This window comes from Nostoc sp. DSM 114159 (assembly GCF_053470285.1).
This window is the reverse complement of record NZ_JBPFEH010000001.1, coordinates 1214786-1237189: the sequence shown is the minus strand read 5'-3', so window position 1 is coordinate 1237189 and position 22404 is coordinate 1214786. Positions and strand designations below refer to the sequence as shown.

Below are 22404 nucleotides of genomic sequence, written 5' to 3'. Positions count from 1 at the left end.
CTTTTCTCCTTCCTCTGCGCCTCTGTGCGAGCTAAAAAATCAAGAATTACCCAAAAAAGCCTCCAAATCTGCAAGCTCTTGTAAAACTAAATCCTCATTAACCTCCTGCTCAATAGGAGCAACATTGATAGATTGATGAGAAGTATGTGGAGGGACGCTCCCTTGCTTTTCATGAACCTGGCAACCAAACACCTGTTCCACCAAATAATCAACTAATCTTCTAATATTGGGAAAATCAAAGATCAAAGAAGCAGGTAAAGCCACTTCCAATCCTTTTTCTAAGCGATTTTTCAATTCAATCGAAAGCAAAGAATCAATCCCCATTTCTAAAAATCCTTGTTCGGGGTCTGGCATCTGTTTATTTCCCAAAATTATCGCTACTTGTTTGCCAATATATTCAAACAAATGTTCCCGACGCTCTCCTGGGGGAATTTCTTCGAGAAGACTACGTGTAGAGGTTGACTGTTGAATTTCTTTGGCTGAATTTGGGTATTCTCCTAATTTTTCAAAAATTGGTTTATTGCCTTTAAATTGATAAATACTTTTGAATCGTGCCCAATCTACATCAGCTAGTAAAATTTGGGTTTTTCCAGATTCCATAATAGCATTCATGGCTGCAAAAGCTCTATCCAAAGCAATTTCTTTCATGCCAATTTGTTTGAGCCAATCCTCATATTCTTGAGAAACTATGCCATTTCCAGCTAATAATGCCCAATTCAAACTAGTAGCTGGTAATTCTTGAAGATGACGTAAATGAGCTAAAGCATCCATGAAATGACTAGCAGCATCGTATAAACCTTGCTCTTTAGCTCCCCAAATTGCACCTGCGCTAGAGAACAATACAAAGTAGTCTAATTGAGTTGCTAAAGATAACTGATGCAAATTCCAAGAACCGCGAACTTTAGCCTGAAAAACTTCTGCGATATCAGCTAATGTACATTCGCTTAATTTAGCTTTGCGTCCTGACACTCCGGCAAGATGGAAAATACCCCGGAGCGGATAAGATGTTTTTTGGATGTTGGCAAATATACGCGACATCTGCTCAAAATCTCCAACATCTGCTTGACAAACTTCTACAGCTGCTCCCTTTTGTTCTAAAGTCTGGAGATTTTGAATTATTTCTCCAAATTCTGATTGTGAATCCCACTCTGCTCGTGGTGGAAATTGACGGCGTGTAGTCAAAATCAGGTGTTTTGCACCCAAATCAACTAGATGACGAGCAAGTTGCAACCCTAGATGACCAATACCTCCTGTAATCAAATAGGTTGCTTGAGCTTGGATAGTAACTGGTTTTGTAGGTAGAGATTCCTCTGGGACTAGACGCGCAACGTAAGCTTGACCTTTGCGGAAGAGAAGCTGATCTTCACTGACAGAGTTGGTCAATCCTGAGAGTAAAGCGCCAAGATTTTGAGCAAGATCGGCGTGGGGATCGAGGTCGATCGCTCCCCCCCCATAATTGTGGTTCTTCTAGCGCCATCACGCGCCCCAACGCCCAAAGCGGAGACTGAGTAAGAAAATATGGCTGCTCTAATCTAAAGGGTTGACCGCCTTGGGTAACGAGGAATAATTTGGGAGGATGAGGTATTTTTTTGATTGTTTGGAGAAGATTTAAAAGATGGTGACAGCGATTGAATAAAGTAGACTCATAGCGATCGCCCTCTCCAGCATTCACAAGATAAATAATTCCACGCAAAGATGTGTCTAGCTCAAAGCTATGTTCTGGATTAGCGATCGCACAATCACCAAAATCTTTTGTTAGTTGTTCTTGAATGGCTACAGCTAGATTATCGGCTTCATCAGTAAAAATTAGCCAATTACCCGAAATATCGCTAGTTTTCTCAGTATTTTGAGCAACAATGATACTTTGTTGAAATAAAGGACTGCCAATTTTTTCGTCGGGAGAAATAAATTCAGCTTGAGCAAAACCAGATTCGATGAGGATCGATTGCCAAGTAGATGCTGCAATTATGGGATGATCTGTGCGTAAATTGCGTAGCTTGCCGCCGTAGGCATCGCTAAAACGCCACCAACCTTGAGTCACACCAAATATCAAATCAATCCACCGCGACTGATTCGTAAGTTCTAGGAGTAATAAGTGTCCCCCAGGACGCAGCAAACCTCGAATGTGGGGTAAGGTTTCTCCTTGTAAATCCCGCGTAGAATGCAATACATTTGCCGCGATAATCAAATCATAAGAACTGGGTGAAAAACCTTGAAGTTCGGGGTCTTTTTCTATATCTAAAACCTTGTATTCTATGAAGGGAAATTGAGCAAAAGTATCTCTAGCAGTTTCTAAAAAGAATGGCGAGATATCAGTAAATGTATAGGTAATTTGACGAGAAGTACAAGCTTTGAGAATTTGATGAGTAGTTGCTCCAGTTCCCGCACCAATTTCTAGAATTCGGATTGGTTCAACTTGAGAATAGTTGGCTAATAAAAGTTCAATTGTTCTAGAGATACTAAGGTTAAGAACTTCTGCCCAAGATGTATCTTTATAAAACTCTGCGGCTCCAATTTCTCCATTTTGAGAAAATAAGATGGATAAAGGAGAAATTTTCCCTGTAAGTATAGCTGCGAGATTGGCAGCAACTCGCTTAAACAGTGTTAATTCTACACGAGCATTTGGATACTGAACAATCAAATCATCTACTGTTAAATCAGGGTGAGATTGTTGCGATTCGCAGATGATTTTCCAGTCAGAACCATGTTTTTCTAGAATGCCTGTTTCTGCCAATATCATTAAGCAACGATGCCATAGCAATCGATACTCTTCTTTAATACCAGCCTGACGTAAACTGTTTTCTGACGAGAGGATAGTATTGATTTGCCATAATTCCAAATCTTTTAACGCTTGCACAATAAAGTCTGCACTGAGTTCTTCCATCTGGGAAAAAGCTAGAGAAACTCCTGTAAATTGTGCGGATTTTATTTGTTCTCCAAAATAAGAGTCTAAATTAGTTTGGATTGTTGCTAAATTATGTAATTTCTTGCCTGAAAAAGCATAAGGCAACCATTCCAACTGGTAAAGTAAGTTCTCAAAATTAGAATTACCAGTGTCTTGATGATGTAGCTGAATTAGTTGTTGAACAATTGTTGATAAAGTTTGTTTTTCACCTTCAGAATAATTTCCAGTTTCTAGTAAAGTCTGCATCAAGCTTTTTGTATCTTTTTGAGACAGCATCTTGACAACAGCAGATTTTTCTGAAATTGGTACTTGAGTTTTTAACGGAATCCAATGTCGGCGTTGCTGGAAAGGATAAGTTGGTAAAGTGCATCTTCGAGGTTGGTAATCTTGGTGAATACCAAACCAATCGATATCTGCACCGCGCACATAAAGTTTACCAAGGCTTTCTAGCAAAACTTCCCAATCAGCAAATCCTGAGCGTAAACTCGGTAATATTAAAGGGTCAGATAAAGATATTGATGACTGAATAATTCCCAATAAAACAGGTTGCGGCCCAATTTCAATAAAAGTATCACAACCTAAAGATTGCAGAGACAAAACTCCTTGATGAAATTGTACAGTGTGCAACAAATGCTGAATCCAATACTCAGGAGTAACAATGCTGTCGTCTGCGATTTCTCCTGTCAGATTAGAGACGATCGGAATTTGAGGTTTGGCAAAGTCAATCTCTTGCAGAGTATTTTTAAATTCTTCGCATACGGGTGCGATGAGTGGTGAGTGAAAAGCATGAGAAACTTTGAGTTGGCGAACTTTAATTCCTGCGTTGGTAAAGTGTTCGCAAAGGTGTTGAATAATTTTTTGTTCGCCGGAAATTACTGTATGTTGTTCGGCGTTGATTGCGGCGATCGCAATTTTTATCCCCTGATTTTTGCACGCTTGCCGCACAGATTTTTCATCTAGGAAAACGGCAGCCATCGCTCCTTGTTCTGCGGGTAATTCACCAATTAAATTTGCTCGTTGTACGATTAGTTTTAAACCACTTGCAATATCAAAAACTCCGGCAAAACAAGCAGCAGCATATTCGCCCAAGCTGTGTCCTAAAACTGCTGTAGGCTGAATGCCCCAAGAACGCCATAATTGAGCCAGTGCTACTTCAACAACAAATAAAGCTGGTTGGGTATAAGATGTATGATTTAAAGCTACATCAGAATTAGCAAATATAACTTGCAGTAAAGATTTACCTGTTAGTTCTTGATAAATAGTTTCACATTGGTCTAAAGTTTGCCGAAAAGTTGGTTGAGTTTGATAGAGTTGAGCAGCCATTCCCAGATATTGCGAACCTTGTCCTGTAAACAAGAAGGCAATTTTGGGAGGACGCTTTTCATCAACTTGAGCGTGAATTACTGACTCTATATCTTGTTGTCCAAACTGCTGCAATTTAATGACAAAATCATCAATTTCAGAACCAGTTACCGCCAACCGATTTCGGAAGTGAACCCGGCTAGTATTGGCTGTGAATACGACATCACAGATATCGCTTTCGGGATGATTTTGAAGAAATTCTGCATAGCTTTTTGCTAAATCTATCAAAGCCTGTTCGGTTCTAGCAGAAAGTGTAAGTAAATGGTGAGGACGCTTGATGTGATTCTGCTGAAGAGTAATGGCGGGAGCTTCTTCCAATACGACATGGGCATTCACACCACCAATACCTAAAGAGTTAACCCCAGCGCGTCGAGGTAATTCTTTGCCATCTTGTTGCTTTGCAGTCCAGGGTATGGCTTTTGTATTGACATAAAAAGGAGTCTTGGGAAAATCAATTTGGGGGTTGGGAGTATTGAAGTGTAGAGTCGGGGGAATAATTTGATGTTTGAGAGCCAAAGCAGCTTTGATGAGACCAACAATACCAGAAGCAATTTGCATGTGTCCGATATTTGTCTTCACCGATCCCAAAGCACATTCTCCCTGGTTTGCAGTGCTATATGCTCTGGCCAAAGCATCGATTTCGATGGGATCGCCGAGTTTCGTACCTGTACCATGAGCTTCTACAAAGCCAATAGTATCAGCCTCGACTCCGGCAAAGGCTAGTGCTTCGGCTGCTACTGAAATTTGACCTTCTCCTGATGGAGCTGCAAATCCTAGTTTTGTACCGCCATCGTTATTGATAGCAGATCCTTTAATCACAGCATAGATGCGATCGCGATCTGCTAGAGCGTCTGTTAATCTCTTGAGTAAAACTACCCCAACGCCACTGCCAAAAATCGTACCATTTGCTTGGGCATCAAAAGCGCGACAATGCCCATCTGGAGATACAATCAAACCTTCTTGATACAAATAACCGATTTTTTGGGGAGAGTTAACAGAAGCAGCTCCAGCCAAAGCCATGTCACTTTCACCATTCAGCAAACTTTGACAAGCCAGATGCACAACTACTAGTCCGGTGGAACAGGCTGTTTGGACGTTAACACTAGGGCCGCGCAGATTTAATTTATAAGAAATCCGCGTCGTCAAATAGTCTTTGTCGTTAGCCACCATCGTTTGGAACCCTCCCATCGAATCTAATGTGAAGGGTTGTAATTCGTCATTGCTATCTAATTGACCGCGATTTGGATAGCAATTATTGATAAAGTAGGTGTTCATGCTTGCTCCAGCAAACATCCCGATCGCTCCCTGATATGAGATCGGATTGTAACCGGCGTTTTCTAAACACTCCCAGCTAGATTGGAGCAGTAAACGTTGCTGTGGGTCGAGCAATTCTGCTTCTCTATCTGTGTATCCAAAGAAGTCGCTATCAAAACACTCTGCTTTGTCAAGAATTGGTCTGGCTTTGACATAGTTAGGCTGCTGGAAAAGTTCAGGAGAAACTCCCGACTCTAGTAATTCTTCTTCTGAAAAGAAAGATATTGTTTCGACTCCGTTTTTGAGATTTTCCCAGAAACTATCTATGTTATTCGCTCCAGGAAATCGTCCTGCCATACCAATAATGGCAATATCATGAGTTGCATTCTGGTGACGCGAACGGTTTGCGGCGCGTTTGCGACTTTTTTCTTCTATAGCCTTTGGGGAATTAGATTCTTCAGTTAAGAAACAAGCTAATGTAGCAACTGTAGAATTTTTAAACATTTCCGCTATGGGCAACTGGCGACCAAAAAGTTTTTCTAATTGATTTTGGACGCGAATTAAGTGTAGAGAATGTCCTCCCAATTCAAAGAAGTTATCGTGTAAACCGACTGACGAAAGTTGCAAAACTTCACACCAAACTGCTGCGATTTGGCGTTCATTTTCAGACTGTGGTAAGCTGGGGTTGTTTTGGCGATCGCTAGCTAAAGATTCATTGATTGCTTGGATGCGATCGCTAAATAATCCCTGTTCAAAATCTTTTTTTAATTTAGCTTTTTGAACTTTACCAATAGATGTTTTCGGAATTAACTCAGCCTCCAAGGGGATGACATAAGCAGGCGCAATTCCTACTTTCTGCGTTAAATGGCTGCGAATTTGTCTGACTAATTTTACCGAATGCTCAAGATTATTTGATTCGGGACTAAAAGTAATAATTAATAAATCTGTTTCTCGATTTTGGTCGAAAACTGCAAAAGCAGCTGTATATGAAATAGCTACACCATCTAATTCTTCTATGGTTGTTTCAATTTCATGGGCAAAATAGTTAATGCCGTTAATAATAATTTCTTGTTTTTCTCTACCAGTAATAACTAACTCCCCATTGTGCAGATAACCTAAATCTCCTGTAGTAAACCAACCTCCATCTGCAAACACTTCTTGGTTGAGTTCGGGATTATTATAATATCCTTCAGTCACAGAAGGGCCTTTAATCTGAAGTCTTCCAACTTCGTTTTCTGGCAAAACATTTTGTTCTTGGTCAATAATCCGAATAGTAGCTCCCGGAATCGGCTGTCCTAGAGATACAAAACTATTCTCTTCTATCAGTTCATCTTTGCTTAAACCTGCTGACCAAGTAATTCCAGAACACGATTCAGTCATCCCGAATGCTGGTTTAATTACTCTATCTCGTAATTGATGTTTTGCTAGAAGTTCTAAAAACAAGCGAATAGTTTTGACTGAAACTTGCTCTCCGGCATTAACTAAAAATTTGATTGAGGAGAGATCGTAGCAAGACTGATTAAGTTCTTGGGCGTGCTGATTAATTAAGGAGAATGCAAAGTTAGGGGCCCAAGAGATAGTCGCTTGATGCTTTTGAATCAAGTCTAACCATTTGAGTGGTTGACGCAGAATCAATTCAATTGGCACATGAATTTGATGACAAGCCAAATCCACAGCCATAATTCCTAAAAATACTATTGCCCCCACATGGTCTAAGGGCATCCAATTTAGCGTAACTTCTTGTTGTGTAAAATTATTCATCCGCACTGTACCGGCGGACATAGATAAAAGGTTGCGATGATGTAACATCACACCTTTGGGTAGACCTGTACTACCAGAAGTAAATAGTAACAACGCCGGATCTAGTGGTGCAAGATTGGGTAATTCATCAGCCGACTGTTGGTTTGATAGAGATTGATGACTTCGTAAATCATCTATCGATACTACTCGCAATTCCTTTAGATGAGATTGAGTAGTTAGTTTTTCTATTTCGCTAATTAATTCACAATCTGATAAGATAATCGGTTTATCTAAAATCTGCCAGACATTCTCAAGTTTTTTAACTGCGGCATTTTTTATATCATAATTGGGAGCAATGCTCAGAGGTGCAGGGATAATCCCACCTAAAAAACAAGCCCAAAGTGCTGGAATAAAATCTTGGCTTCGGCCAATTTGCAATATAACTTTATCCCCTAATTTCAGCCCGCGCTGATAAAGCCCATTTAAGATAGTGAGAGCGTCGTTATATAAATCTTTATAAGTTTGAAAATATTCTGTCTCGTCATTTCTAATGTATGTAATTCCTCGATCGTACTTGGCAGCATCAATTAATGCTTCCGAGAGAGTCCGCCAGTTATCTTCTAATTGCCCACCAAAACTAATGGAATTTCTCAAAATTTTTTCTTGCTCAGGTTTCTGATGCGATTGTTCATGCAAATTAGTGTCGATGAGCTTCTTAATTTGTGGGTGCATATACTTTAATGGCAAGTGTTGATTAGGTAATTACTTGACTCAAGATTTTTCTTTTAATGTTTTACATACTGGTGGATTTTTATTTTGTCAATTTAAACTTTCGTTATTTAAGCTAGATTTTGTCTATTAAAGTCTTTTTGTTTGAGGTAATCTTTGAGTAGGTAAAATTATAATATTTGTTTTAGTTATGTTGTCATTTGTTTACAGCGAAATAAAATTCTGCATAACTTAAAACAACCTTCCATTTGTTTAATGCTCATTACTAAGTCTATATTATTACTGATAAAATCAACCGTTTGCTATAAAAAAAAATTGTAACTTTTACTATTAAATTTTTTATAGATTTTTCTAAACAGTTTTACTTCTTGTTTTCACAACTTATGTAGTCCCATTCGTGAGAGATTAAGGTCAGATCCAATTTGTCAATAAGCAATCGTACTTAATATCTTGCCAAAATTGGGGTTGAGAACGGAATTTTTAGGCAGGCATCGCATAATCTCGATCCGTATCATTCATTGTCGCGCTCAAAATTAAGTACAATAGTTCACTTAATACTTCTGCTTTCCCCAAATTTTCAGCATAATTTCTGATTGACAAAAGTAATATTATTTTAACCTCTCACCGATGATGTAGGTCTGACATTCATTACAACTTATGTATAATTGGAGATTTTTTGATATTTAAATTCAAATATCATCTCACTACTAAGATAAATATGCAATACCAAATCAATATATTTTTCCTTAACTGTCTTAACTGTCTTAACTGTCTTAACTGTCTTAACTGTCTTAACTGGTTAACAATTGAGATTTTTTATTAAACGCAATTATCGCAGTGAAAATTGCTGTTATATTAAACTTAGCTTGAGTTAAAGAATGGTCAAACTAAAAAGTAAAAACAACATAACTATATATCCCACAGCGATCGCTAGCTATTTAATTAACCTGGATTTAGTAGCTATGTAAGCTTTAGTAGATAGAGGATACAAAAATTTGCGATCGCTCTCTACTCAAAAAAAGTTTACAAAGAAGTTAACTGTATACAATTCTTATTGATACAAGCATTTTGGCTCTGAGTTGAATCCTAGCGTGAAAAATAGATGAAATTTTTTCCGAATTACTTATTGTTTCCCAAACGCTTATGGTGTAAATTTAAGCTTTATGGTTCTAGTACTTACCACTAGTTACTCAATCACAAGAGTTGATTAAGAATTTAATTAAATAATCAGGCAAGCTACTCGATCAAAGAATAATGAGGACAATTTTTGCGATTGTTCTAAATATTTTTATGTTTTTTAGCAATCAAATGGTTATATACGCCAAATTAGAGTTAAATTTTGCATTAAACTTTTAAGATTTAATAAAGCAGTTGAAATCGCAAATTTGTTGGAAAACATTCATAAAAACCGAACGATTTTCATAAAAATTATAAAAATCAGAAATTAAATTATTTTTTCATTTTTTTAATTGGAGTAAAGCAATGATACCTTCTATATTCAAACTCAAAATTGATATTCTCAATGAGCCATATAATTCAGTTACAAACAATAACCAAGTAATACCCACCCTCTCGTATAAGGCAATTCAAAAATCTGTTAAACTTCTTCAGTCTTGGGGAAATTACTTACTTCCAATCTACAACGTTTCTGAAGCTGATATCGCTGGCATCATGCCTCTATTACTATTCGTTGAATCCATAATCTATCAGATTGATGAAGATAACGAAATTCATGAAGATATTAATAAAAACGTTTCAGTGTTGCGAAACGTATTAACCCAGCTAAACTTATTTGATGACGCATTAGAAACTCGGCTTCAACAAGGATTAACATACTACAGCTTGGAAACGCAGTTTTGTTCTGGAAAGATACCTACACAAGCAGACATTGACTCCGTATGTATAGGTAAAGCTTTTGATTATTATATTTTAACTCGGCTATTTTTTAAGTTAACTAGTCAATCTGATGAAGAAATGTTAGGAATCTACCGCATCGCAGAGCAAATTGCAGAAATTGGATGTGACTTAAAATCATACAAAGAAGATATAGAACGTAATGTGATGAATATCTATCGAATGTTTGTTCGCCTTTACGGTTCAGAAGCACCTCAACAGTTGCAGCAATATCTGGAAAAATTGAATTCACAATTGCAATATCAACTCAAATTACTCGAACAAACTCGACCAGATATGGCTAGAAAGTTTATTAGGCTCTGGAATAATATATTTCCTGAAGATTGCCCGATACCTGAAATTCCTGCTCCAATTTTGGAAGAGGCTAATTTAGTTGCAGGCTCAATTGCTGCTTACACAACTTAAAACTTTAAATTGTAGGGTGCGTTATCGCAACGCTTAACGCACCGAGAAAAATGGTGCGTTACGGCTAGTCTCAAACTCCCAAATCTTTGCATAGCCCTAACACAACGGCAATAAAGCGGGAGGAACATCCACGCCGCTTTTTGCCTCCCCTACTTAATATTTACTTGATAAATAGGCTCTAAATGTGCAACACAATTCACGGAGATTTGTATGGAAGTAGCAGAATCACATCTTGTTGCATTAGATTACCAAATTCGACAACTTCGAGAAATCCAGCCAGTCACACCTTTATTTAACAGTGTAAATCAGGATCGAATAGAGCATCAAGAAAAATTAATTAATATTATATCTGTAAATATACGTGATAGTATATATCGTTTGACTGCTAATTCTCCGGTTAATAAACTTGCTTTATATCTATCAGCTATTAAATTTTTAATATTTAAATATACTGCTCAAGAAGAGTTTGTTGTGGCAACGGGAGCTTTAAATCTACATAAGTCTGATAGCCTAATATTCTCCCGATTCTCTGGTCAAAAACTCACATCATTTAAGGATTTATTAAAAACAATCCGCAGTGAGCTACAAGAAGGATATCGCTACCAAAGCTATGATATTGATGCTTTTCTCGAAACATTTCTTGCAAGAGGCGGAAATCCAGCAGCAATTTTTGACATTGCTTTGATCCAAGAGGGATTGTGCAGTCGCAGTTCTTTATTAAACAACTTTCAATTAGTCTTTGAAATTGATGAACGAGATACTGCTGTTTCTGTAACTTTTGCCAAAGATGCTTTTCATCGAGATTTTATCCAGAGAATGCTGGGACATTTTCTGCAAATCTTGGAAACTGTTACAGCTAATCCTGATTGTGAATTGTCAGAAATTGACATATTAACAACACAAGAGCGTCATCAATTACTGAAAAAATGGAATAATACAGAAATTCAATATCCCCAAAAATGCATTCATCAACTATTTGAAGAGCAAGTAGAGCGGAATCCCGATGCAGTAGCGGTAGTATTTGAAAATCAGCAATTGACCTATCGACAGTTAAATGAGCAAGCTAATCAGTTAGCGCACTACTTGCAAACACTAGGCGTAAAACCAGAGGTACTGGTAGGTATTTGCATAGAGCGTTCCCTAGAAATGGTAGTGGGACTGTTGGGAATTTTAAAAGCGGGGGGAGCTTATGTGCCATTAGACCCCAGCTATCCAGCAGAACGTCTGGCTTACACGCTTCAAGATGCAGCAGTACCAGTGTTGCTCGTTCAGAAATCGCTGTTAGCATCAATACCAAGAAATCAAGCAACAGTGGTGTGTTTAGACACAGATTGGCAAGTAATTAATTCTTGCAGTCGAGAGAATCTAGTTAGTGGTGTCCAGCCAAATAACTTGGCTTATGTAATTTACACTTCTGGGTCTACAGGAAAACCCAAGGGTGTGTTAGTTAATCACCAAAATGTGACTCGTTTATTTGCAGCCACTCAGTCTTGGTATCACTTTTGTGCAAGTGATGTCTTCACACTATTCCACTCAATTGCTTTCGATTTTTCCGTTTGGGAACTCTGGGGTGCTTTGCTGTATGGTGGACGTTTGGCGATCGTACCCTACTGGGTAAGCCGCGATTCCTCAGCTTTTCACACCTTGCTGCGCCAAGAGCAAGTCACAGTTCTCAACCAAACGCCATCTGCTTTTCGCCAACTGATCCGGGTGGAAGAACTGGCGGAAAATCAAGAATCGAAACTGAGCTTACGTCTAGTCATCTTCGGCGGCGAAGCTCTAGAGCCGCAAAGTTTGAAACCCTGGTTTGAGCGATATGGCGATGCCTGCGGCGGGCTTTGCCAACGCTCTCCCCAATTAGTAAATATGTACGGGATCACAGAAACAACCGTCCATGTTACCTATCGACCGCTAACAATAGCAGATGTTAACAATAGCAAGAGCCTAATTGGTTCCCCGATTCCCGATTTGCAATTGTACATCCTGGATGAACAGCTAAAACCTGTACCTATCGGCATCGGGGGTGAGATGTATGTTGGTGGTGCTGGGTTGGCTCGCGGCTATCTAAATCGTCCAGAACTGACAGCAGAGCGGTTCATTACTAATCCGTTTAGCGACGAACCAGAAGCAAGGTTATACAAAACTGGCGACCTAGCCCGCTATTTAGAAAATGGAGACATTGAATATCTCGATCGCATCGATAATCAAGTTAAGATTCGCGGTTTCCGCATCGAATTGGGAGAAATTGAAGCCGCACTGCTAAAACATCCAGAGGTGCGGGAAGCGGTGGTAATCGCCCGAACTGACCAACCAGGAGACAAACGCCTAGTAGCTTATATAGTTGCCAAATCTTCAAATCAAGTAGGTGAGAACCAATCCCAAAACGAGCAGATATCACAATGGCAACAGGTATTTAACGATACTTATCGCCAAAATGCTCCCACTCAAGACTCAACCTTCAATATTATCGGCTGGAACGACAGCTACACAGGTCTACCCATTCCTCAAGCACAAATGGGTCAATGGTTGGACTCTACAGTTGAGCGGATTCTGGCTTTGCAGCCTCAGCGGGTGCTGGAAATTGGCAGCGGTACGGGGATGCTGCTGTTTAGAATTGCTCCCCAATGCTTGCGTTACTGTGGCACTGACATTTCCGACAATGCTATCCGTTATGTGGAGATGGAAATGCAAAAACGTGGCAGCGATTGGTCACAGGTGCAGCTAATCAACAAACCAGCCCACGACTTTGAGGGTTTTGAAGCCAACACATTTGATACAGTTATCCTCAACTCAGTTGTTCAGTATTTTCCCAGCATTGATTATCTGGTAAGTGTCTTAGAAGGTGCAGTGAAGATGGTAGCTCCAGGGGGCTTTATCTTTGTGGGGGATGTGCGTAGTCTACCCTTACTGTCAGCCTTCCATGCCGATGTCATGCTGTACCAGACATCCCAGGAGCTACCGACAGAAGATTGGTGGCAGCGCGTACAAAAAAATCTCCAAGAAGACCAAGAACTAGTAATTGACCCGGCCTTCTTTAATGCTCTTGTGCAGCATCTACCGCAAATCAGCCGAGTGCAAATTCAGCTCAAACGAGGTCGCGATCGCAATGAGCTGACACGGTTCCGCTATGATGTGATTCTCTGTGTAGGAGACAGGGTTTCTGCCTCAATTGAGCCTCAGTGTTGGGACTGGCAGCAAGATGAACTGACATTGCCCTCGCTTCGCCAACTTTTACTAGAGACACCAGAGATTGCGATCGTCAAAAACGTTCCTAATGCACGTGTTTGGAAACAAGTCAAGCTCTTAGAACTACTGGCAAGGGATGAAAAACCAGCCACAGTCGGCGGTCTAGTTCAAGATTTAGAAGCTCTCACCCAGCAAGAAGGCATAGAACCTGAAGACTTTTGGAGCTTGAGTGATGAGTTACCTTATACCATCGACATTAGCTGGTCGGATACAGGGACGAATGATTGTTATGATGTTGTGTTTAGCAGGCGATCGCTAGGGCTAATATCTCATGGAATACTACCTCTACTTAGGGAAACGCCCCAACTCAAACCCTGGAGTCACTATGCCAATAATCCTTTGCAGGGTAAATTAACTCGCCAGCTAGTCCCACGGCTACGCAGTTTCCTCAAACAGTCTCTTCCCGACTATATGATTCCCTCCGCCTTTGTAACGCTGGAGGCACTACCGCTAACATCCAACGGCAAAGTTGACCGCCGCGCTCTACCAGCACCCCAGACAACTAGAGCAGACTTGGAAAAAGCTTTTGTTGCCCCTCGAACTCTAGAAGAACAGGTACTAGCCGACATTTGGGCTGAGATTCTTGGTCTAGAACGAGTTGGTATCCACGACAACTTCTTTGCTTTAGGCGGCGATTCCATCCGCAGTATTCAAGTTTTAGCCCTAGCTAAAGAAAGAGGTTTGCACTTCTCAGTTCAACAGATGTTTTTACATCAGACGATTTACGAACTGACGCAAAACCTCGCCACAGCGGAGATTGGTAATAGAATCACAGAAAAAGTCCAGCCGTTAGCTCTCATCTGCGAACAAGACCGCCTCAAGTTACCTGACAATATAGAAGATGCTTATCCTCTTGCCAGACTTCAGATGGGGATGTTGTTTCACAGCGAGTACAGTCCTGGTTCTGCTGTCTATCACAACGTCAACAGTTTTCATCTGCGAGTTGTTTTCGACGAATCAAAATGGCGAATAGCTGTACAAGAACTTGTTGCTAATCATTCTGTACTGCGGACTTTTTTCGATGTCAGCAACTTCAGCGAGCCGTTGCAGTTAGTTAGGCGCATAGTTCGTGTTCCCTTGGTAGTAGAGGATCTGCGCCATTTATCTGTCGCTGACCAAGAAAGTATTTTGGATGCTTGGTTTGCAGCCGAAAGAAAACAAAATTTTCGTTTAGATAGTCCTCCTCTATTACGCTTTCATATCCATCGCCGCAGCGATGAGACATTTCAGCTAACTTTGATCGAACACCACGCTATTCTCGACGGATGGAGTGTAGGCTTACTATTCACTGAATTACTGCAAAGATATTTATCCTTCTTAAGTGAAGAAATTCTCCCTCTCAATCCATCACCTGCGTTGGCACAGCCCGCCGTAGGCATCGGATTCCGAGACTTTATTGCTTTAGAACAAAAAGCCCTCAATTCCCAAGAGTGCCGACAACATTGGTTGGAAAAACTTAACGGTATTACTATTACAAAGTTGCCTCGTTGGCCTCAATCCTATCACTCACATGAACCTGAATTAGGTACATTAGGTACTCAGGAAGTAACCCTATCTCTAACAGTTTCTCAAGGTTTAAAACAGATAGCAAATAAGGCAGGAGTTACCCTCAAAAGCGTACTTTTAGCGGCACACATGAAAGTGTTAAGTGTGCTTTTTAATCAGTCCGATGTCTTAACAGGTATGGTATCTAATGGTAGACCAGAGGAGGCTGATGGAGAGCGAGTACTGGGACTTTTTCTGAATACTTTGCCATTGCGTTTGCAACTTTTGGGAGGTACTTGGATAGACTTGATGCAAGAGACATTCAAGGCTGAACGAGAATCCCTACCTTTCCGACGATATCCCCTAGCTGATTTGCAGTGGAATTTAGGCGGTCAGCCTTTATTTGAAACATCGTTTAACTTTACCCATTTTCACGTTTACCAGAGTATCTTAGGGCTGCCAGGTCTACAGGTATTAGATAGCAAGTTTCTGGGAAAAACAAACTTTACTCTGGGAGTCCACTTTAGTTTGGATCTCTTCTCGTCCCAGATACATTTAACTCTAAAATACAATGCCAGCGAGTTGTGTCAAGAACAGGCGATCGCCATTGGCGATTATTACACTAGTACCCTGGCGGCAATAGCTAGTGACCCTTCACAACGCTATGAATCTTTCACTTTACATCTTCTAGAACCAGACAAAACTGCAATATCTCATGCTCAACAAAGCCAGTCAATACAACAAATTGAGTTGAATACTGATGCAGTGTGGTCAAGCAATATTTTGCCAACTGAAAAACATAAAAAACATCTAGATTATTGGCGACAGCAACTTAACGATGGGCAACTACCCCGCGTTCACTTACCTACAGATTTCCATCGTCCGCCTACAAAAACATTCAATGTTTCTCGTTTAAACTGGACATTTCAACCAGAAATTGTCTCTGGTTTACGAACGATTTGTAATCAAACAGAAACTACTTTATTTATGGGGCTTGTGGCGGTAGTAAAAGTATTACTTTATCGCTACAGCGGTCAGCACGATATTGCTATTGGCACAGAGATTACCACTCGCAATAATTATCAACTTGCATCTCCCAGCCAATTTTTGAATACAGTTGTTATCCGTGATGAAATAGAACCAGATCGAGGATATCAAAATCTGCTAATTAAAGTTCGTCAAACTGTTACCGAGGCATTGGAACATTCTGCTTATCCGTTTGATATTTTGGTAAAAGAACTGGCAAATTCCAGTGAAATTAACCGCACACCTTTGTTCGATGTGTTGGTACTTCTGCAAAACATTAGTCAACCTGTAGAAGAAGTACAGATAAAATCTCTAGGTTCGCTAGACGATCTAAACAAATTTGACCTCTCTTTTGTTTTTATTGAGCAGAACAACGAACTCAGTTTAGCTCTAATTTACAATACAGATATATTCCAAGCTGAGAGGATACAACAAGCTCTGAGACATTTGGATAAACTACTTCTAGAAATGGTAGTAAATCCCAGCCAACCAGTTTGTAAAATACCTCTTTTGTCAGCCGCAGAAACAGCTTTTATCGAAAGCTTTACAAAACCAATTCCGCGCTTAGAAACACGCACAGTCATCTATGATTTTATCGACCAAGTAAAAGCCCTACCAGATAAAACATCAATTCTTTATCCGGGTGGAGAATTTAGTTATCTAGAATTAGATATACTCACTAACTCTTGGGCGAACATCTTTAAAGATTTAGGCATTCAAAAGGATATTATTTGTGGCGTAATGCTTGAAGGAGATTACCGTCAAGTATTAGCAATGCTAGCAGTATTTAAAGCTGGGGGAATTTATTTACCTCTGCGTTTGGATGAACCAGAAGAACGTTATTCACGCATGATGCTTAAAACATCCCCCGCCATTATAGTGGTCGATCGCAAAAATTTAGATAGTGTCAAACCTCAACTGGCAGTATTACCAAAACCACCTCATATATTGGTAGCAACTGCCCATGAGATTCAGCAATACTATCAGTGGAATGGCACAATTTATCAATGCTTGCCTGTAGTAGCAAGTAATGATGAAAAAGCTCTAATTCTGCCTGAAGCTGATGATTCTAACTATATTATGTTTACTTCCGGGTCAACAGGTGAACCCAAAGCCATACTTGGTAGTCATGGCAGTTTGCGTCACTTTATCAACTGGGAAAAACTAGAATTTGGGATTAATCAAAACTGGCGCTGTCTGCAAATTGCAAAAATTAACTTTGATGCTTACCTTAGAGAAACTCTCGTCACTTTATGTTCTGGAGGTACTCTCTATATTCCAGATAGCACAGACCGCGAAGATTCGGAGCGTTTGTTATTAAAGTTGGGAGAGTGGCAGATTAACTTACTGCACACCGTACCTTCGGTAATGCGCGTATTTTTAAATATCGGTCGCAATTTAGTTAATGCTGACCAGTTACTAAAAAACTTACAAGTTTTGGTGTTGGGAGGAGAACCTTTATTTACCAAAGAACTGTGTGAATGGCATCAGGTTTTTGGTTCTCAAACAGAATTTGTGAATATTTATGGTGCAAGTGAAACAACTTTTGTCAAGCATTTTTATCGGATTCCCGACCCAAATAAAATTACTTATGCACGAGTTCCTGGAGGTAAAACATTACCAGAGGCGGCGTTTGCAGTCATTGATGAAACTCGTCCCTGTGCTGTCGGAGAAGTGGGAGAAATTTTTGTCAAGTCGCCTTATTTAACAAAAGGCTATTACCAAGATGAAAGTTTAACCAATTCTGTTTTTGTACCCAATCCTTTGAATAACGGCGCTGATGTAGTTTATCGCACAGGAGACTTGGGACGACTGCTACCCGATTTGACGGTGGAGGTGATAGGACGCAGCGATAACCAAGTGAAGTTGAATGGAATACGGATTGAGTTAGGAGAAATTGAAGATGCACTGGCTGCTATTGATGGTGTAGAAAAAGCACTGGTAATTGCTGAGAAACAAGAAGAATCGGTGACAGTTATTGCATATTATCAAGCAAAGAATGCTGTAAATCATCAACATATTAGCAGCCAATTAAAACAAGTTTTGCCGATTTATATGCAGCCAACTTATTTGATGCAGTTGGCCGAGTTTCCATTATTGCCAAATGGCAAAATCAATCGTCTAGCACTACCAAAAGTAGAAGCAAATATTGTTCAAAACAATCATCTAATTACTAACTTTAATCCACAAGAGACTTTATTAGCTTCAATTTGGAGTGAATTATTAGAGGTAGAGGTGAGTGACGCGAATCAGTCATTTTTTGAATTAGGAGGAAATAGTTTAAAAGCAATGCGCTTAGTGTCGCATATCCGCAATCGCTTTGGAGTTGCACTGCGATTACGAGAAATATTTACTCAAAATACTTTAAAAGCTCAAGCTGATTTGATTCAATCACGACAAAACAAATGATAAAGTCACTACCGAATCAACAATATTACGAAGTATCCCACGCTCAAAGGCGGATGTGGATTCTGCACCATATAGATGAATATTCTAGCGCTTACAATATTAGGCTGGCAATGAGAATCAATGGCAGCTTAGATATTTCAGCATTTAGAGAAGCCTTTCAACAACTTGTGAGTCGCCACGAAATTTTGCGAACTACTTTTACAAGTGTCGCAGGTGATATTCAGCAAATTTTGCATGAAAAATTGCCTACAGAAAAATTAATAAATTTTCAAGATTTAAGAGGGCAAAAAGATGTTGAGGCCGTAGCTGATACCTTAATTCAAGAATCAGCTAACTCGCGCTTTGATTTAGAAAAGTTACCTCTAATGCGAGTTTTATTAGTGCAGATCGAGTCAGAGGAATTTTTGTTTGGCTTGACCATACATCATATTATTGGGGATGCGCGATCGCTCGATATCCTTTTCCAAGAGTTCGTTACTTTATACTCTGCTTACACGCAGAAAAAAACTGCCGTCTTACCTCCACTACCATTGCAATATAAGGATTATGCTGCATGGCAAAATCAGTGGTTAGAAAGTGAGGAGGTAAAAGAACAACATAGTTATTGGTGCGATCGCTTTGCCGAACAACCACCCATACTCAACTTATCTACCGACTTTCCCAGACCGCAATTTAAATCTTCTCAAGCTGGTGTATATACTTATAATTTCAGTCAGAATATCGGCGATAAATTACGCTCTTTTGCTGCTCAAAATCATACAACTCTATTTATAACTCTCTTAACTTTATTTAAAATATTACTCTATCGTTACACAGGGCAGCATGATTTAGTCATTGGCATACCTATTTCTGGACGCAATCATCCAGACCTAGAAAACCAAATCGGATTTTATGTTAACACCCTAGCTTTAAGAACTTCACTCCCAGAAGCGGGAACTTTTAAACAAGCATTGGCAGAAGTAACAAATACTTGCCTCGATGCTTATGAATATAGCGATTATCCTTTTAATAAATTAGTATCTGCCCTGGATTTAGAACGAGATTTATCACGAAATCCTTTATTCGATGTGATGTTTTCACTGCTTAGTAAAGATAGTAAAGCAGTGATGAAAATTCCGGGAATTGAACATAAAACATACCCGTTGACACCACGAACGGCTCAATTCGATTTGAGTTGGAGTCTGTTTGAAGATGCCAACGATTTAAGATTGGTCATAGAATACGAAGCCGATCTGTTTCGAGAAGAGACGATCGCGAGAATGAGCGGTCACTTTTTACAAATAATTCAGGCAGTAGTTAAGAATCCCGATTGCCAATTGTCACAAATCAATTTACTAACTCCTGAAGAAGGCTATCAATTACTAACTCAATGGAATAATACAGAAGTTACCTATCCTCAAGAGAAATGTATCCATCAGATATTTGAAGAACAAGTAAAACTTCACCCTAATGCAGTTGCGGTAATATTTGAAGGTCAAAAATTGACCTACCAACAGTTGAATGAGCAAGCAAATCAATTAGCTCACTGTTTACGAGAAAAAGGCGTAGAACCAGAAGTGTTGGTAGGAATTTTTGTTGAGCGTTCCCTGGAAATGGTAATAGGAATATTAGGTATTTTAAAAGCAGGAGGAGCTTATTTACCCCTAGATCCTAGCTATCCAGCAGAACGTTTAGCTTATATGCTCTCAGATTCGGCAGTTTCTATATTGCTTACCCAGCAGTCCTTAGTAGGTTCTTTACCAGAAAATCAAGCCGAGGTGCTGTGTTTAGATAGTGATTGGCAAGTAATTGCTAAATATAGCCAGCAGAATCCTATCAGCCAAGTGACATGGGAAAATTTGGTTTATGTGATTTATACCTCTGGCTCTACAGGTAAGCCAAAGGGAGTAATGAATATCCATAAAGGCATTTGCAATAATTTATTACGAACTATAGATGCTTATCCACTCACAGCAAGCGATCGCATTCTGCAAATAACTCCCTTTAGTTTTGATGTTTCAGTTTGGGAAATTTTCTGGTCTTTAATAGCTGGGGCTACTTTAGTAGTGGCTAAACCTGAAGGTCATAAAGATACTGCTTATTTAATTAATTTAATTGCCCAAGAACAAGTTACTCAAATCAACTTTGTTCCCTCAATGCTGCGAGTTTTTCTTCAGGAATCTAACTTAGAAGATTGCCGTTGTTTAAAGCGAGTATTTTGTGGTGGAGAAGCACTATCTTATGAACTGACACAACGCTTTTTTGAGCAGTGTGATTGTGAATTGTACAATTTTTACGGGCCAACAGAAACAGCAGTTGATGCCACTTTCTGGCAGTGTACGCCACAGTCTAATTATCAAATAGTTCCTATTGGTCGCCCTATTGCCAATACCCAAATTTATATCCTTGATTCTCATCTCCAACCAGTTCCTATTGGCATTCCTGGAGAATTGCATATTGGAGGCGCTTCTTTAGCTAGAGGCTACCTCAACAGACCAGAATTAACTGCCCAAAAATTTATTTTTAATCCTTTTGGTAATGGTAAATTGTATAAAACTGGAGATTTAGCTCGTTATTTACCAGATGGGAATATTGAATATCTTGGTCGCATCGATAGCCAGGTCAAGCTGCGCGGCTTACGTATTGAATTAGGAGAAATAGAATCGGTTTTAGAAACTAATCCCCAAGTAGAACAAACAGTCGTCATTCTGCATGAAAATCAACGGTTAGTAGCTTATGTAGTTAGAAAAGACCAGTCATTAACCCCTAGCGATCTGCGTCGTTTCTTACAGCATAAATTGCCAGCTTACATGATACCTTCAGCTTTTGTAATGTTGTCAACTATGCCATTAAATCCGAATGGCAAGATAGACCGGAAAAAATTGCCTAAACCCGATGAAACATCGATAGTAGAATCATCTTATTTAGCTCCACGTAATTACTCAGAAAGCATCTTAGCAAATATTTGGCAACAAGTCCTGCAAGTATCAAAGGTAGGAGTAAATGATAACTTTTTTGATTTAGGTGGTCACTCATTACAAGCCATGAATCTCATGGCACTAATTTATCAAGAATTGGAAATTGACATTCCTTTGTCAATAATTTATGAAAAACCTACAATAGCAGAATTGAGTGAGTATATCATCTACGTCAAAGAGATGAATATTCAACCTAAAGAACGTCCTTATGTAGTTTTTAATAAAACACGAGAAAAAGCTGTTTTTATATTTCCACCGGCCCTTGGTTTTGCCGCAGCTTACGCAAAATTAGCTGATTATTTAACAGATTATGCTATCTATACTTTCAGGTATATTGCCGAGGAAGCAACTTTAGAAAAATATGCAGAATTAATAGATCGCCTAGCACAAAATCAAAACATAAAATTGATGGGACATTCAGCAGGTGGTTTTTTGGCAATGTTGATGGCTCAAAAGTTAGAAAGTCGCGATCGCAGAGTTTCGGATGTCATTTTATTAGATACCTATAGAGACGGCCGTGAAGTTAAAAAAGCCCAAATGTCAGAAATTATAGAAGGTGTTGATGGTTTCTTATTAAATCCCAAACGCCAAGAATTAAGACGTTACTTTATGGAGAATCAAAAGTTACGCGATCGCACCTACAATCAAGTTTGGGAATACTTCAATTTTCTTTGGCATTCAGACCTAAAAAATTTGCAGATTGATGCAAATATTCATCTCATTCGTGCTGAAGGCAACTACGATTACGAAGATGATTGGATACAAGCTACAAGGGGAGAACGAATCAATTATTATGCATTTGGTGTTCATCGGGAAATGATCGATCCTCCCTATCTCAATCAAAACGCCACTATTATTAATGCGATTCTCAGTCAAAATTGAGAATTTATAATTCAAAATACTTTAGCGATTCTAGGTATGCAGTCGCTCGAAACAGTTTTTCTAACTCTCAAATTTAGGACTAGAACAACA

General features: G+C 39.4%; 5 protein-coding genes. 3 read left to right on the top strand and 2 right to left on the bottom strand.

The window, feature by feature from the left end:
- Positions 1–39 precede the first annotated feature (39 nt).
- A complete protein-coding gene (locus ACR5KR_RS04905) occupies positions 40–1383 on the bottom strand; it encodes a beta-ketoacyl reductase (protein WP_448265688.1) in 1344 nt (447 codons plus the stop codon).
- The gene (locus ACR5KR_RS04900) at positions 1364–7993 is read right to left on the bottom strand and encodes a beta-ketoacyl synthase N-terminal-like domain-containing protein (RefSeq protein ID WP_448265687.1); all 6630 of its coding nucleotides are present in this window, start codon (positions 7991–7993) and stop codon (positions 1364–1366) included. Before ACR5KR_RS04900 ends, ACR5KR_RS04905 begins: the two co-directional genes overlap by 20 nt.
- 1479 nt (positions 7994–9472) lie before the next feature.
- Here ACR5KR_RS04900 and ACR5KR_RS04895 point away from each other — a divergent pair.
- From ACR5KR_RS04895 to ACR5KR_RS04885, 3 genes are all read left to right on the top strand, one after another.
- Positions 9473–10309 carry a hypothetical protein gene (locus ACR5KR_RS04895; protein WP_448265686.1) on the top strand — a complete coding sequence of 279 codons (837 nt, stop codon included), beginning with the start codon at positions 9473–9475 and terminating at the stop codon, positions 10307–10309.
- Positions 10310–10519: 210 nt separating this feature from the next.
- Entirely contained in the window at positions 10520–18475 is a 7956-nt protein-coding gene (locus ACR5KR_RS04890) for an amino acid adenylation domain-containing protein (protein ID WP_448265685.1), read from the top strand.
- Positions 18472–22314 carry a non-ribosomal peptide synthetase gene (locus tag ACR5KR_RS04885; protein ID WP_448265684.1) on the top strand — a complete coding sequence of 1281 codons (3843 nt, stop codon included), beginning with the start codon at positions 18472–18474 and terminating at the stop codon, positions 22312–22314. The genes ACR5KR_RS04890 and ACR5KR_RS04885 overlap by 4 nt, the downstream gene beginning before the upstream one ends.
- The last annotated feature ends 90 nt before the right edge of the window (positions 22315–22404 follow it).

Excerpts from the sequence above, each read along its gene's own strand:
- ACR5KR_RS04900 (WP_448265687.1), bottom strand. The coding sequence starts at position 7,993 with ATGCACCCACAAATTAAGAAGCTCATCGACACTAATTTGCATGAACAA.
- ACR5KR_RS04895 (WP_448265686.1), top strand. The coding sequence starts at position 9,473 with ATGATACCTTCTATATTCAAACTCAAAATTGATATTCTCAATGAGCCA.
- ACR5KR_RS04890 (WP_448265685.1), top strand. The coding sequence starts at position 10,520 with ATGGAAGTAGCAGAATCACATCTTGTTGCATTAGATTACCAAATTCGA.
- ACR5KR_RS04885 (WP_448265684.1), top strand. The coding sequence starts at position 18,472 with ATGATAAAGTCACTACCGAATCAACAATATTACGAAGTATCCCACGCT.